14 protein-coding genes are annotated in these 13,257 nt (G+C 67.5%); 6 read left to right on the top strand and 8 right to left on the bottom strand.

Going from position 1 to position 13,257, the window contains the following annotated elements; genetic code table 11:
* Window positions 1-63: 63 nt before the first annotated feature.
* From purM to BLR75_RS02800, 3 genes are read left to right on the top strand one after another with little or no spacing between them, the layout of a single operon-like run.
* Window positions 64-1,125, top strand: a complete 1,062-nt coding sequence (gene purM / locus BLR75_RS02810) for a phosphoribosylformylglycinamidine cyclo-ligase (RefSeq protein ID WP_084309855.1) — start codon at window positions 64-66, stop codon at window positions 1,123-1,125.
* Window positions 1,125-1,790 (top strand): phosphoribosylglycinamide formyltransferase, encoded by a 666-nt coding sequence (purN, locus tag BLR75_RS02805; RefSeq protein WP_084309854.1) that lies wholly within the window; start codon window positions 1,125-1,127, stop codon window positions 1,788-1,790. The genes purM and purN overlap by 1 nt, the downstream gene beginning before the upstream one ends.
* Window positions 1,783-2,502 (top strand): DUF3108 domain-containing protein, encoded by a 720-nt coding sequence (locus BLR75_RS02800; RefSeq protein ID WP_084309853.1) that lies wholly within the window; start codon window positions 1,783-1,785, stop codon window positions 2,500-2,502. Before purN ends, BLR75_RS02800 begins: the two co-directional genes overlap by 8 nt.
* 52 nt (window positions 2,503-2,554) lie before the next feature.
* Here the strand turns inward: BLR75_RS02800 and BLR75_RS02795 are convergent, their stop codons facing one another.
* Complete coding sequence (locus BLR75_RS02795; RefSeq protein WP_371858102.1) at window positions 2,555-3,100, bottom strand: MarR family winged helix-turn-helix transcriptional regulator; 546 nt, start codon at window positions 3,098-3,100, stop codon at window positions 2,555-2,557.
* A 119-nt stretch (window positions 3,101-3,219) separates the two neighbouring features.
* Between BLR75_RS02795 and BLR75_RS02790 the strand changes: the two genes are divergently transcribed.
* Together BLR75_RS02790 and BLR75_RS02785 are read left to right on the top strand one after the other, a co-directional pair.
* Complete coding sequence (locus tag BLR75_RS02790; protein ID WP_084309851.1) at window positions 3,220-3,453, top strand: glutaredoxin family protein; 234 nt, start codon at window positions 3,220-3,222, stop codon at window positions 3,451-3,453.
* 11 nt (window positions 3,454-3,464) lie between these two features.
* The gene (locus BLR75_RS02785) at window positions 3,465-3,719 is read left to right on the top strand and encodes a DUF2024 family protein (RefSeq protein WP_084309850.1); all 255 of its coding nucleotides are present in this window, start codon (window positions 3,465-3,467) and stop codon (window positions 3,717-3,719) included.
* A 79-nt stretch (window positions 3,720-3,798) separates the two neighbouring features.
* On the opposite strand, the gene BLR75_RS02780 is transcribed toward BLR75_RS02785, so the two are convergent.
* On the bottom strand, window positions 3,799-4,338 hold the full coding sequence (locus BLR75_RS02780) for a DUF2058 domain-containing protein (RefSeq protein ID WP_084309849.1): 540 nt from the start codon (window positions 4,336-4,338) through the stop codon (window positions 3,799-3,801).
* 149 nt (window positions 4,339-4,487) lie between these two features.
* Here BLR75_RS02780 and BLR75_RS02775 point away from each other — a divergent pair, with 149 nt between their 5' ends.
* Window positions 4,488-5,426: an aspartyl/asparaginyl beta-hydroxylase domain-containing protein gene (locus BLR75_RS02775; protein ID WP_084309848.1), complete on the top strand. Its 939-nt coding sequence runs from the start codon at window positions 4,488-4,490 to the stop codon at window positions 5,424-5,426.
* A 96-nt stretch (window positions 5,427-5,522) separates the two neighbouring features.
* On the opposite strand, the gene mazG is transcribed toward BLR75_RS02775, so the two are convergent.
* The 6 genes from mazG to BLR75_RS02745 all read right to left on the bottom strand — a co-directional run bounded on the left by mazG (window position 5,523) and on the right by BLR75_RS02745 (window position 13,150).
* The gene (mazG, locus tag BLR75_RS02770) at window positions 5,523-6,356 is read right to left on the bottom strand and encodes a nucleoside triphosphate pyrophosphohydrolase (protein WP_084309847.1); all 834 of its coding nucleotides are present in this window, start codon (window positions 6,354-6,356) and stop codon (window positions 5,523-5,525) included.
* On the bottom strand, window positions 6,349-8,607 hold the full coding sequence (relA, locus tag BLR75_RS02765; protein ID WP_084309846.1) for a GTP diphosphokinase: 2,259 nt from the start codon (window positions 8,605-8,607) through the stop codon (window positions 6,349-6,351). The genes mazG and relA overlap by 8 nt, the downstream gene beginning before the upstream one ends.
* A 113-nt stretch (window positions 8,608-8,720) precedes the next feature.
* A complete protein-coding gene (gene rlmD / locus BLR75_RS02760; protein WP_084309845.1) occupies window positions 8,721-10,085 on the bottom strand; it encodes a 23S rRNA (uracil(1939)-C(5))-methyltransferase RlmD in 1,365 nt (454 codons plus the stop codon).
* 6 nt (window positions 10,086-10,091) lie between these two features.
* Complete coding sequence (cysM, locus tag BLR75_RS02755) at window positions 10,092-10,991, bottom strand: cysteine synthase CysM (RefSeq protein ID WP_084309844.1); 900 nt, start codon at window positions 10,989-10,991, stop codon at window positions 10,092-10,094.
* A gap of 100 nt (window positions 10,992-11,091) precedes the next feature.
* Window positions 11,092-12,408 (bottom strand): HAMP domain-containing sensor histidine kinase, encoded by a 1,317-nt coding sequence (locus tag BLR75_RS02750; RefSeq protein ID WP_084310144.1) that lies wholly within the window; start codon window positions 12,406-12,408, stop codon window positions 11,092-11,094.
* 31 nt (window positions 12,409-12,439) lie between these two features.
* Window positions 12,440-13,150 (bottom strand): response regulator transcription factor, encoded by a 711-nt coding sequence (locus tag BLR75_RS02745; RefSeq protein ID WP_084309843.1) that lies wholly within the window; start codon window positions 13,148-13,150, stop codon window positions 12,440-12,442.
* Between the last annotated feature and the right edge of the window lie 107 nt (window positions 13,151-13,257).

Here is a 13,257-nt window from a genome sequence, read left to right as displayed (position 1 = left end):
GCGACGGGCACGTCGCTCCGCATGGCCGGCCGATACACGAATCTTCCCTATAGGCCTGGATTTATGAGCAGCAAGCAACCCTCGTTGAGCTACAAGGACGCCGGTGTGGACATCGACGCCGGCGAAGAGCTGGTCGAACGCATCAAAGGCGTCGCCAAGCGCACCGCGCGCCCGGAAGTCATGGGCGGCCTGGGCGGCTTCGGCGCCCTCTGCGAAATCCCGGCCGGCTACAAGCAACCGGTGCTGGTCTCCGGCACCGACGGCGTCGGCACCAAGCTGCGCCTGGCGCTGAACCTGAACAAGCACGACAGCATCGGCCAGGACCTGGTCGCCATGTGCGTCAACGATCTGGTCGTATGTGGCGCCGAGCCGCTGTTCTTCCTCGACTACTACGCCACCGGCAAGCTCAACGTCGACGTGGCCGCCACCGTGGTCACCGGCATCGGCGCCGGCTGCGAACTGGCCGGCTGCTCCCTGGTCGGCGGCGAAACCGCCGAGATGCCGGGCATGTACGAAGGCGAGGACTACGACCTGGCCGGCTTCTGCGTCGGCGTGGTGGAGAAGTCCGAGATCATCGACGGCTCGAAGGTCGTCGCCGGCGACGCGCTGATCGCCCTGCCCTCCTCCGGCCCGCACTCCAACGGCTACTCGCTGATCCGCAAGATCATCGAAGTCTCCGGCGCCGACATCGAGAACATCCAGCTCGACGGCAAGCCGCTGGCCGACCTGCTGATGGCGCCGACCCGCATCTACGTCAAGCCGCTGCTGCAGCTGATCGAGCAGACCGCCGCGGTCAAGGCCATGGCCCACATCACCGGCGGCGGCCTGCTGGACAACATCCCGCGCGTCCTCCCGGACAACGCCCAGGCCGTGGTCGACGTCGCCAGCTGGCAGCGCCCGGCGGTGTTCGACTGGCTGCAGGAAAAGGGCAACGTCGACGAGACCGAAATGCACCGCGTGCTGAACTGCGGCGTGGGCATGGTCATCTGCGTCGCCCAGGACCAGGTCGATGCCGCGCTGGAATCCCTGCGCGCAGCCGGCGAACAACCCTGGGTCATCGGCCGCATCGACGCCTGCGCGGCGGATGCCGAGCGCGTGGTGCTGAACAACCTGAAAGCGCACTGATGGCCCGTCCCTGCAATGTGGTGGTGCTGATCTCCGGTTCCGGCAGCAACCTCCAGGCCCTGATCGACAGCCTCGCCGGCAGCGACACGCCGGCGACCATCCGCGCGGTGATCTCCAACCGCGCGGAGGCCTTCGGCCTCGAACGCGCCCGCCGCGCCGGCATCGACACGGCCTTCCTCGATCACAAGGCCTACCCCGACCGCGAGAGCTTCGACGCCGCGCTGATCCAGGCCATCGACGGCTTCGACGCCGACCTGGTGCTGCTCGCCGGCTTCATGCGCATCCTCACGCCGGGCTTCGTCCGCCACTATCAGGGCCGCCTGCTGAACATCCACCCGTCCCTGCTGCCGAAGTACAAGGGCCTGCACACCCACCAGCGCGCGCTGGAAGCCGGCGATGCCGAGCATGGCTGCAGCGTCCACTTCGTCACCGAGGAACTGGACGGCGGGCCGCTGGTCGTACAGGCGAGCATTGCGGTGGAAGCGGACGACACGCCGGAAGCGCTGGCCGAGCGCGTCCACGTGCAGGAACACCGGATCTACCCGCTGGCCATGCACTGGTTCGCCGAGGGCCGTTTGCGCCTGGGCGAGCATGGCGCCATGCTGGACGGGGAGGCGCTACCCGCCTCCGGCTATCGATTCGTACAGGAGACTCGTGATGCGTAAAGCCCTGCTGTTCCTGTTGGCTGCCCTGACCCTGCCGGTACAGGCTTTCGAGCTGAAACCGTTCGAGGCCAGCTACACCGCCGACTGGAAGCAGATGCCCATCAGCGGCAGCGCCTCCCGCACGCTCAAGCAGAGCGACGGCGGACGCTGGGAGCTGGACTTCAAGGCCTCGATGATGCTCGCCAGCCTCACCGAGACCAGCACCTTCAAGGTCGAGAACGACACCTATCTGCCGCTCAGCTACCACTGGGCCCGCCAGGGGCTGGGCAAGAACAAGCAGACCGAACTGGACTTCGACTGGAGCCAGAAGCAGGTGCTCGGCAGCGATCGCGGCGACCAGGTGCGCCAGCCGTTGAACCGCGGCCAGCTGGACAAGTCCACCTACCAGATCGCCCTGCAGCACGACGTCGCCCTGGGCAAGAAGAGCATGAGCTACCAGGTGATCGAGGGCACCGACGTCGACACCTACGACTTCCGCGTCCTCGGCGAGGAAAAGGTGCGTACCCAGGCCGGCCTGATCGACGCGATCAAGGTCGAGCGCGTGCGCGACCCGACCAAGAGCAACCGCAAGACCGTCCTCTGGTTCGCCAAGGACTGGGACTACCTGCTGGTGCGCCTGTACCAGCAGGAAACCGACGGCAAGGAATACCAGATCATGCTCAAGGAAGGCACGGTGGGTGGCAAGACCGTCGCCGGCGCGAAGGATTCCTGAGCGACCTCGCCATAAAGAACCGGGCCTCGAGGCCCGGTTTTTTATGCCCGCCTCAGGCGTGCGCATGCTCGCGGCAGATCAGTTCCGCCTCGATCCGGCTCAGCGGCTCGCCGGTCAGCCCGCAGGTCGATCCTTCTTCGCCGGGTTGATGGAAGCGGCAGGTGCGGCACAGGCCGAAGCGCTGCACGTCCTGCTGCCGCTGGATGGTGCGCAGCAGCGTGTCGAGCAGCACTTCCAGGCGTTTCCCCTGCTCGCCCATCGCCGCCGCCGCTTCCTGCAGGAACGCCGGCGGCACCAGCGCGTCCACCAGTTGGCGGCCTTCCGCGGTCAGCTGCAGATGCACGCTGCGCCGGTCGTTCGGGTCCGGCCGCTTCTCGATCAGCCCCTTGGCCTCCAGCGCCTTGAGCGACTGCGACACCGTGCCCTTGGTCAGTCCGAGGAAGTCGGTCACGCCCAGCGGCGTATTCGAATAGCGGTTGCAGCGCGCCAGGTAGCTCAGCGCGCTCAGCTGGATCGGCTGCAGGTCGGCCATCAGCGGCTGCTCGCGCGCCCAGGCGCGCATCAGGCTGGTGAGCCGTTCGAGATAGTCGTAAAGCATCGAATCCATCGGTGATCCTCCGACAGATAGTATCGATCAAAAACCAGTTTGACAGAAGTCCTGCCTGCTCTTAGCCTGACGTTGTATCGATTCGATACCTATTCGACAGGAGAATCGCCATGAGCAAGGCCACCTACTACCACGCCGGTTGCCCCATCTGCGTCGAGGCCGAGCGCACCCTGCTGCCGCTGCTGGACACCAGCAAGACCCAGGTCGAGGTCGTGCATCTGGGCGAACAGGCGCCGCGCATCGCCGAGGCGGAACGGGCCGGGGTGAAATCCGTGCCGGCCCTGGTGGTCGACGGGCAGGTGCTGCACCTGAACTTCGGCGCCGCCATCGCCGACCTCAAGTAAGGAGCAAGGTCATGCAGGTGAAGGTATACGACACCCACATCCGCACTCACGACGGCCGCTACCTGCATTTCGACGTGCTGGTGCCCGAGGGGGATGGTGTCAACGCCCAGGTCTATGCGCTGGACTGGCTGGCCTCGCGGGGCGTCCACGCGCAGGACGTGCAGCAGAGCCGCCTGGACTTCTGTCACAGCGAGGCGGCGTCGCCGCCGGTGGAACAGGCCTTCCGCCAGCAGGGCTACGCGATCATCCCGCTGCAGGGCTGTTGAAACGGGGCCCAGCCGGGATTCCGGCTGGGTGGCCTGCACGCGCGCATGCCGCCGAGGCCGCGCGCGCAGGCCGGAGGGTTCACCACATGAGGTCGTCGGGAACCACGTAATCCTTGTACGGATCGTCCTCGTCCGGCTCGCCGCTCGGCTCGCTGAGCAGGATCACCCGGCGCTCGTCGCGCTCCTTGATGCGCAGCGCCGCATCGCGCGGCACGATCTCGTAGCGGCCGTCGTAGCTGACGATCCCCAGGCTGCCGCGGCTCAGCTTGTCGCGGATCATGTCGTTGACCGGGATGCGCTTGACCTTCTTGTTGTCGACGAAGTTGTAGTAGTCGTCGGTCTCCAGGCGCGGCAGGCGGGTGCCTTCGATCAGTTGCTTGATCTGCGCGGTCCTGGCCTTCTTCTCCGCCTTTTCCTGCTGCTGGCGGTTCAGTTCCTGGTCGCGCGCCTGCTTCTCGGCCTGCGCCTGCAGCGCCGCCTGGCGCTGGCTGTCGTCCCTGGCGGCCTGTCCCTTGTGTTCCAGGCGTTCCTGTTTCTGTTTCTGCTTGGAGGCCTGCTTGGCCTGCTTCTCGGTGACCAGACCGGCTTTCATCAGTTGGTCGCGCAGTGACATGCTCATTCGGTAAGACTCTCTGGCAGCCCGGCCTTCCCGGGCGATCTTGCACAAGCAGCGGTGCAGCCCGCTGACGGGGGTATAATCCTCGGGCCTCGGCACAAGATGCGCAAGTAGCGCGATCCGATTGACTCATATGGAGCTGGATGCCCCGCATGAACCTCGCCCTGATCGTCAAACTCTCCGTGGTCTCCCTGTTCGTCTCCAGCGTCTTGTTCGTCCATCTGCGCGGCCGCGCACGCCTGCCGTTCCTGCGCCAGCTGGTCAACCATTCGGCGGTCTTCGCGCCCTACAACTCGCTGATGTACCTGTTCTCGCGGGTACCGTCGAAGCCCTACCTGGACCGCAGCGCCTTTCCCGAACTGGATGTGCTCAAGCAGAACTGGCAGACGATCCGCGAAGAGGCCATGCACCTGTTCGACGAGGGCTACATCAAGGCCGCCGAGAAGCACAACGATGCCGGCTTCGGCTCGTTCTTCAAGAAGGGCTGGAAGCGCTTCTACCTGAAGTGGTACGACGAACCGCTGCCCTCGGCGCAGATCCTCTGCCCGAAGACCGTCGAGCTGGTGCGCGGCATTCCCAACGTCAAGGGCGCGATGTTCGCCCTGCTGCCCGGCGGCAGCCACCTCAACCCGCACCGCGATCCCTATGCCGGCTCGCTGCGCTACCACCTCGGCCTGTCCACGCCGAACTCCGACGCCTGCCGCATCTATGTCGACGGCGAGGAATATTCCTGGCGCGACGGCGACGACGTGATGTTCGACGAGACCTACGTGCACTGGGTGAAGAACGAGACCGGGCAGACCCGCGTGATCCTCTTCTGCGACGTCGAACGGCCCCTGCGTTCGCGCCTGCTGACGCGGGTGAACCGCTGGCTGAGCGGCGTCCTCGGCCGTGCCACCGCACCGCAGAACACCGACGAAGAGCGGGTGGGCGGGATCAACCGGGCCTATTCCTGGTTCAGGCGGCTGGGCGATGCGCTGGGCGGGCAGGTCAGGCAGTTCAAGCGCAGCAACCCGAGGGCCTATCGCGTGTTGCGGCCGGTGCTGGCGGTGATGGTGCTGGTGCTGCTGTATCGGTGGATATTCGGTTGAGGGCGAGCGGGTCGCGGGCATGGCCCGCTCCTACACAGGATTCGCGAGCAAGCTCGCTCCTACGAAGAGCGGGCCATGCCCGCGAACCCGGAGGGTTCAGCCACACCCCGGCCGGTCGTCCTCTTCGCGCTTGGCCTCGCTCCAGATCGCGTCCAGCTCTTCCAGGGTGCACTCTTCCGGCTTGCGGCCGGCGTCGCGGAGGACTTCCTCGATGTAGCGGAAGCGCCGCTCGAACTTGCCGTTCGCGACACGCAGCGCGGTTTCCGGTTCGACCTTGAGATGCCGGGCCAGGTTGACCACCGTGAACAGCAGGTCGCCCACCTCCTCCGCCAGTGCCTCGGGATCGTCGTCGGCCATGGCCTCCAACACTTCGTCCAGCTCTTCGCGCAGCTTGTCCACCACCGGCAGGGCTTCCGGCCAGTCGAAGCCGACCTGCGCCGCGCGTTTCTGCAGCTTGGCCGCGCGCGACAGCGCGGGCAGCGCCACCGGCACGTCGTCCAGCAGGGACAGCTGCACCGGCTCGGCGGCCTTGGCGGCGCGCTCCTCGGCCTTCAGCTCTTCCCAGCGCTGCTTCACCGCGGCCTCTTCCAGCCTGGCCATGTCCGGCGCGCCGTACAGGTCGCCGTCGGGGAACACGTGGGGATGGCGGCGCACCAGCTTGCGGGTGATGCCGTCGACCACCTCGTCGAAGCCGAAGCGCTGCTCCTCGCGCGCCAGCTGCGTGTAGTAGACGACCTGGAACAGCAGGTCGCCGAGTTCCTCGCGCAGATGGGCGAAGTCGCCGCGCTCGATGGCGTCGGCGACCTCGTAGGCCTCTTCCAGGGTGTAGGGGACGATGGTCTCGTAGCTCTGCTTCAGGTCCCACGGGCAGCCGTACTTCGGGTCGCGAAGACGGGCCATCAGGTGCAGCAGGTCGCCGAGGTCATACATCCTTGCCACCCGCGCGATCGCGACGCGCCTCGATGATGTTCGGCAACTGGGAAATCCGCGCCAGCAGCCGGCCGAGCGCATCCAGGCCGGGGATCTCGATGGTCAGGCGCATGACCGCGGTGTTGTCTTCCTTGTCCGAACGGGTGTTCACCGCCAGCACGTTGATGCGGTCGTTGAGCAGCACCTGGGAAACGTCGCGCAGCAGGCCGGAACGGTCGTAGGCGCGGATGACGATATCCACCGGATAGGTCTGCACCGGCACCGGGCCCCAGCTCACCTGGATGATCCGCTCCGGCTCGCGGCCGGCCAGTTGCAGCGCGGTGGCGCAATCCTGACGGTGGATGGTGACGCCGCGGCCGAGGGTGATGTAGCCGACGATCGGGTCGCCCGGCAGCGGCTGGCAGCAGCCGGCCATCTGCGTCAGCAGGTTGCCCACGCCCTGGATCTGGATGTCGCCGCGCTTGCCGTGGCCGACCCTGCCGTGCTTGCGCGGGATGAGTTCGAGCTGCTCGCTGGCGCGCTCCGGCTCGACCAGCTGGTGCGCGTAGTTGACCACGTGGGCCAGGCGCAGGTCGCCGGCGCCGAGGGCGGCGAACATGTCCTCGGCGGCCTTGTAGTTGGCCTTGTCCGCCAGCTTGTCGAAGTCCACCGGGCGCAGCGCCAGGCGGCCGAGTTCGCGTTCCAGCAGGGTCTTGCCGGCGGCGACGTTCTGGTCGCGGGCCTGCAGCTTGAACCAGTGGACGATCTTCGCCCGCGCCCGCGAGGTGGCGACGTAGCCGAGGTTGGGGTTGAGCCAGTCGCGGCTCGGTCCGCTGTGCTTGCCGGTGATGATCTCCACCTGCTCGCCGGTCTGCAGGCTGTAGTTCAGCGGCACGATGCGGCCGTTGATCTTGGCGCCGCGGCAGTTGTGGCCGACCTCGGTGTGCACGCGGTAGGCGAAGTCCAGCGGCGTGGAGCCCTTGGGCAGGTCGATGGCGTGGCCGTCCGGGGTGAACACGTAGACCCGGTCGGGCTCGATGTCGACGCGCAGCTGTTCGGCCAGGCCGCCGATGTCGCCGAGTTCCTCGTGCCATTCGAGCACCTGGCGCAGCCAGGCGATCTTCTCTTCGTAATGGTTGGAGCTGGCCTTGACGTCGGTGCCCTTGTAGCGCCAGTGCGCGCACACGCCCAGCTCGGCTTCCTCGTGCATCGAGTGGGTGCGGATCTGCACCTCCAGCACCTTGCCCTCGGGGCCGATCACCGCGGTGTGCAGCGAGCGGTAGCCGTTCTCCTTGGGGTTGGCGATGTAGTCGTCGAATTCCTTGGGAATGTGCCGCCACAGGGTGTGCACGATGCCCAGCGCGGTGTAGCAGTCGCGCATTTCCGGGACCAGCACGCGCACCGCGCGGACGTCGTAGATCTGGCTGAAATCCAGGCCCTTGCGCTGCATCTTCCGCCAGATCGAATAGATGTGCTTGGCGCGGCCGCTGAGGTCGGCCTTGATGCCGGTGGCGGCCAGCGCCTCCTTGAGCTGCGCCATGACGGTGGCGATGTACTGCTCGCGGTCGAGGCGGCGTTCGTGCAGCAGCTTGGCGATCTGCTTGTACTGCACCGGCTCCAGGTAGCGGAAGGACAGGTCCTCCAGCTCCCACTTGATGTGGCCGATGCCGAGGCGGTGGGCGAGCGGCGCGTAGATGTCGAAGACTTCGCGGGCGACGCGGTGGCGCTTCTCCTCGTCGGCGTTCTTCACCGCGCGGATGGCGCAGGTGCGCTCGGCCAGCTTGATCAGTGCGACGCGCACGTCGTCGACCATCGCCACCAGCATCTTGCGCAGGTTCTCCACCTGCGCCTGGGTGCCGAGCACCATGGACTGCCGCGGGTTGAGACTGGCGCTGATCGCCGCCATGCGCAGCACGCCCTCGATCAGCTTGGCGACCACCGAACCGAAGCGTTCCTGCACGGTTTCCAGCTTGACCTTGCCTTCGCGCACGCCGCGGTAGATCACCGCGGCCACCAGGGATTCCTGGTCGAGCTTGAGGTCCGCCAGGATTTCGGCGATTTCCAGACCGATCTGGAAGCTGGAGGTCCCCTCCGCCCAGGAGTTTTCCGTACCGCTGCTGGCCTTCTGCTCGGCCTCGCGGGCGAATTCGCACGCCTCCAGCAGGACCTTGCGGTCCAGCACCGGGACCAGGCTCTGGACATGGTCCAGCCAGGCCTCGAGGTTGATGCTGCCGTCGGTGTTGACCGGCTGGTGCGCTCTCACCTGTACCATCTGTCTACCCTTCCCCACGGTGCTGGAAAGTGCACCGCTCAAAACGCCGGCTTTTTTCGAATCTGTTCATGAACAGGCTCTTGATTAGTGCCGGTCGGATTGCGTGAGCTGTCCTAGCCCACCTCGAACAAAGCCATCGCCTCCACATGCGCCGTCTGCGGGAACATGTCGAGGATGCCGGCGCGTTTCAGGCGATAGCCCTGGCGGGCCAGCTCGCCGGCGTCGCGCGCCAGGGTCGCCGGGTTGCAGGACACATAGAGCACCCGCTCGGCGCCCAGCGAACCCATTCCACGTGCCATCTCCAGTGCCCCGTCGCGCGGAGGATCGAGCAGCACGGCGGTGAAGCCGTCCGTCGCCCCCTCGCTGAACCAGGGTGCTTCGGCCAGCGGACGCGAAAGGTCCGCCTGGAAGAATCTCGTATTGCCCAGGCCGTTGCCCGCCGCATTCGCCGCGGCGCGCTCGACCATCGCCTGCACGCCTTCCACGCCGACCACTTCCCGCGCCTGGCGGGCCAGCGGCAGGGCGAAGTTGCCCAGGCCACAGAACAGGTCTAGCACCCGTTCGCCGGAGCGTGGGGCCAGCCAGTCCAGCGCCTGGTGGACCATCGCCGCGTTCACCGGAGCGTTCACCTGCACGAAATCCCCGGGCCGGTAGGCCAGCGTCAGGTTCCAGTCGTCGAGGCGGTAGCCCAGCTCCGCAGTACCGTTCATCGGCGCCGGTTCGCCGTCGCCCTGGAGCCACGCCTGCACATCCCGTGCCGAACAGAAGTTCTCCAGCCGCTGCAGATCGGCATCGGCCAGCGGCTCCACATGCCGCAGCAACAGGGCGCTGGTGGTGCCGTGAAAGAGTTCGACATGGCCGAGCGCCTGCGGGCGGACGAAGCCGCGCAGCAGTTCCGGCAGCTCGCGGGCCAGCGCCTGCAGCTGCGGGACCAGCACCAGGCAGTCGTCGAAGGCGACGATCTCCTGGCTGGCGGCGGCGCGGAAGCCGACGTCCAGCCGCCGCGCCTTGGCATCCCAGCGCACGGCGATGCGCGCGCGGCGGCGATAGCCGAATTCGGGGCCCACCAGCGGCGCGGCCCAGCTTTCCGGAACCAGACCGGAGAAGCGTTGCAATTGTTCCGCGAGGGTCCGCTGCTTCAGTTCCAGCTGCTGCACATGCGGCAGATGCTGCAGGGTGCAGCCGCCGCACTGTCCGGCCACCGGGCACGGCGGCTCGCGGCGCAGCTCGGCGGCCTGCAGGACACGCTCGCTGCGCGCCTCCACCACCTGGCTGCGCGCGGACAGCACGCGGGCCTCGACCGACTCGCCGGGCAAGGCGCCGGCGACGAACCAGGTGCGCCCCTCGAGATGGGCGATGCCGCGGCCGTCATGGGCCAGGCGCTCGATCTGCAGGCGCTGCTTCTTGCCCACCGGCACCGACGGCCCGCGGCTCCCGCCGCTGGGCTGGAAGCGCAGGCCGCCTCTGTTCTTGGCCATGGCGGATCAGCGCTGGTCGAACAGGCCGGAAGACAGGTAGCGGTCGCCGCGGTCGGTGATCACCGCCACCATCACGGCGTTCTCCACCTCGCGGGACAGTCGCAGCATCGCCGCCACCGCGCCGCCGGAGGAAACCCCGCAGAAGATGCCTTCCTCGCGGGCCAGGCGACGCATCACGTCCTCGGCCTCGCCCTGCGGCATGTCGACCACGCGGTCGATGCGGCTGGCGTCGTAGATCTTCGGCAGGTATTCCTGCGGCCAGCGGCGGATGCCGGGAATCGACGCGCCTTCGGTGGGCTGCAGGCCGACGATCTGCACCGCCGGATTCTGCTCCTTGAGGTAGCGCGACACGCCCATGATGGTACCGGTGGTGCCCATGGAGCTGATGAAGTGGGTGACCGTGCCGTCGGTCTGCCGCCAGATTTCCGGGCCGGTGCTGTAGTAGTGGGCTTCCGGGTTGTCGCCGTTGGCGAACTGGTCGAGGACCTTGCCCTTGCCGTCGCGCTGCATCTGGTCGGCGAGGTCGCGGGCGCCTTCCATGCCCTGCTCCTTGCTCACCAGGATCAGCTCGGCGCCGTAGGCGGTCATCGCCGCCTTGCGCTCGGCGGTGGAGTTGTCCGGCATGATCAGGATCATCCGGTAACCCTTGATCGCCGCCGCCATCGCCAGGGCGATGCCGGTGTTGCCGGAAGTCGCCTCGATCAGCGTGTCGCCGGGCTGGATGTCGCCGCGCAGTTCGGCGCGGGTGATCATCGAAAGCGCCGGGCGATCCTTCACCGAGCCCGCGGGATTGTTGCCTTCGAGCTTCACCAGCAGGGTGTTGGAAGTCTCCCCGGCGATACGCTGCAGGCGCACCAGCGGGGTATTGCCGACGCAGTCGGCGATGGTCGGGTACTGCACGGTCATGGAGCTACTCGATTCCGGAACGACGGTGGGAAGGCCACCTATGATAGCGGCAAACTTTCCTACGCCATAAGAAAGTTCCGTACAAAACCTATACGAATGCCTACAGGGCGACGGCCTGCGGCAAACGCAGGTGCAGGCACAGCCCGGGTTCGCCGCGCTCGGCCCAGAGTTCGCCGCCCTGCAGGCGGATGGCGCTGCGGGCGATGCTCAGGCCGAGGCCGAAGCCCTCGCCGGAGCGCGCGTCGGACAGCCGGGTGAAGGGCAGGAAGATGCGCTCCAGGTCGGCCTCCGCCACTCCCGGCCCCTGGTCCTGCAGGCGCAGGTGCCAGTAGTCGCCTTCGCGCTCGCCGCTCAGGCGGATGCTGCCGCCCTCGGGGGAATGGCGGATGGCGTTGCGCAGCAGGTTCTCCAGCGCCTTCGCCAGCCCGTTGAGATGGCCGCGCACGCTGCACTCGGCCGGCAAATCCAGCTGGAAGCGCGCCGCCGGCCAGCCGGTCTCGAAGCAGGCGTCCTCCACCAGCAGTTCCCACAGCGAGGGGACGGAGATGTCCTCCATCGGCAGGCGCGGCCGCTCGGTGTCCAGCCAGGCCAGCTCCAGGGTGTTCTCCACCAGCCGCTGCATGACTTCCACATCGCGCTCCAGGCGCTGGCGCAGCACCTCGGCCGGCAAATCGCTCTCCGCCGCCACGCGCAGGCGGCTGAGCGGAGTGCGCAGTTCGTGGGAGAGGTCGCGCAGCAGCTGGCGCTGGAAGGCGATGTGGCCGCTCAGGCGCCCGGCCATGTGGTCGAAGGCGCGGCCCAGCTCGCCCAGTTCGTCGCGCCGGCGGCTGACCTCGCGGGCGGCGCCGGAGCCGAGATCGTCGCCGCGCAGGGCGTTGGCATGCTCGCGCAGGCGCGCCAGCGGATGGATCAGCTGGCGATAGAGCAGCACGCAGAGCAGCAGGGCCAGCCCGCCCGGTACCAGGCCGTGGGTGACCAGCCGCAACATCGGGGAAAAGCCCCCCGGCTTGAAGCGCTCCGGCAACTGGATGACCAGGCGGCCGTCGGTGGGATGGCCGGGGAACGGAATGCCTATATAAGGCAGGCCGCGACTGCGCCTGCTCATCGGCCAGTCGAGGCCGCGCAGGAAGGTCAGGCGCCCGGCTTCGTCGATGCCCAGCGGCTGGCTGGCGAGGGATTGCAGGCGCCCGTCGATCACCGCGATCCAGCCCGCTTCCCGACCACGCATGGTCGCCAGCCATTCGTCCACGCCATCCTCGCCGCCGCGGCGCCAGGCTTCTTCCGCCTCCCGCGCGTAGCCGCCGAGCACCTGGCGGGCTTCCGTGGAGAGGAAATAGTTGTCGCGCTCGACCTGGCGGCCCCAGGTCCAGGACAGCCAGATCACCAGCAGGCAGAGCGTCACCAGGGCGACCGCCATCTTCCAGAACAGCGAATGGCGTCCGGGCAACTCAGGCGTCCCCTTCGGCCAGCACGTAGCCCTTGCCCCACACGGTGCGCAGCTGGTGGCCCTGGTAGCCGATCGCCTGCAACTTGCGGCGCAGGTGGCTGACGTGCATGTCCAGGCTGCGGTCGTGGGCGGTGTAGCCACGGTTCAGCACGTGCTGGTAGAGGAAGGCCTTGCTCTGCGTCTCGCCGGGGCTGGCGAGGAAGGTTTCCAGCAGGCGGTATTCGGTGGCGGTCAGGCCGGCGCGGTTGCCGTCCAGGCTGACGTCGCAGCGTTCGGCGTCGAAACGCAGGCCGCAGGGACCGTCCGCAAGCCCCTGGTTGCCGCGCTCCAGCGCCACCCGGCGAAGGATCGCATCGATGCGCACGCTCAGCTCGGCGAGGCTGAACGGCTTGGGCAGGTAGTCGTCGGCGCCCTGGGAGAAGCCGGCGATGCGGTCCTGCTCGGCGCCCAGCGCGGACATCAGGATCACCGGCACGCGCTGCTCCCGGCGTAGCTGGCGCAGGGCGTCGAGGCCGCTGCAGCCGGGCAGCATGATGTCCATCAGGATCAGGTCGAAGGCTTCCCCGCGCGCCTGCGCCAGCCCGTCCAGGCCGTCGCGGCACCAGGTCACGGCGAAGCCGCGGCCATGCAGATGGTCGAGCAGGTGCGCGCCCAGCGTCGGGTCGTCCTCGATGGCGAGCAGACGGGGTGACGGCGAAGTAAGCTGATTCATTGGCAATCAAGAGTGATTAGCAATCTAATAATTATTCATGATGCCAGATAACGGCAGCAAGCCGAAGGGACGGCCGGCGGTCGAGATCGAGCGTCGGCAAACCGCTA

The organism is Pseudomonas jinjuensis (assembly GCF_900103845.1).
Classification (GTDB): Bacteria; Pseudomonadota; Gammaproteobacteria; order Pseudomonadales; family Pseudomonadaceae; genus Pseudomonas; species Pseudomonas jinjuensis.
This window is presented reverse-complemented; position numbering and strand designations above follow the sequence as displayed.

What these genes read in the sequence shown, in the direction of transcription:
- purM (WP_084309855.1), top strand. Translation starts at nt 64, where the DNA reads ATGAGCAGCAAGCAACCCTCGTTGAGCTACAAGGACGCCGGTGTGGAC.
- purN (WP_084309854.1), top strand. Translation starts at nt 1,125, where the DNA reads ATGGCCCGTCCCTGCAATGTGGTGGTGCTGATCTCCGGTTCCGGCAGC.
- BLR75_RS02800 (WP_084309853.1), top strand. Translation starts at nt 1,783, where the DNA reads ATGCGTAAAGCCCTGCTGTTCCTGTTGGCTGCCCTGACCCTGCCGGTA.
- BLR75_RS02795 (WP_371858102.1), bottom strand. Translation starts at nt 3,100, where the DNA reads ATGCTTTACGACTATCTCGAACGGCTCACCAGCCTGATGCGCGCCTGG.
- BLR75_RS02790 (WP_084309851.1), top strand. Translation starts at nt 3,220, where the DNA reads ATGAGCAAGGCCACCTACTACCACGCCGGTTGCCCCATCTGCGTCGAG.
- BLR75_RS02785 (WP_084309850.1), top strand. Translation starts at nt 3,465, where the DNA reads ATGCAGGTGAAGGTATACGACACCCACATCCGCACTCACGACGGCCGC.
- BLR75_RS02780 (WP_084309849.1), bottom strand. Translation starts at nt 4,338, where the DNA reads ATGAGCATGTCACTGCGCGACCAACTGATGAAAGCCGGTCTGGTCACC.
- BLR75_RS02775 (WP_084309848.1), top strand. Translation starts at nt 4,488, where the DNA reads ATGAACCTCGCCCTGATCGTCAAACTCTCCGTGGTCTCCCTGTTCGTC.
- mazG (WP_084309847.1), bottom strand. Translation starts at nt 6,356, where the DNA reads ATGTATGACCTCGGCGACCTGCTGCACCTGATGGCCCGTCTTCGCGAC.
- relA (WP_084309846.1), bottom strand. Translation starts at nt 8,607, where the DNA reads ATGGTACAGGTGAGAGCGCACCAGCCGGTCAACACCGACGGCAGCATC.
- rlmD (WP_084309845.1), bottom strand. Translation starts at nt 10,085, where the DNA reads ATGGCCAAGAACAGAGGCGGCCTGCGCTTCCAGCCCAGCGGCGGGAGC.
- cysM (WP_084309844.1), bottom strand. Translation starts at nt 10,991, where the DNA reads ATGACCGTGCAGTACCCGACCATCGCCGACTGCGTCGGCAATACCCCG.
- BLR75_RS02750 (WP_084310144.1), bottom strand. Translation starts at nt 12,408, where the DNA reads ATGGCGGTCGCCCTGGTGACGCTCTGCCTGCTGGTGATCTGGCTGTCC.
- BLR75_RS02745 (WP_084309843.1), bottom strand. Translation starts at nt 13,150, where the DNA reads ATGAATCAGCTTACTTCGCCGTCACCCCGTCTGCTCGCCATCGAGGAC.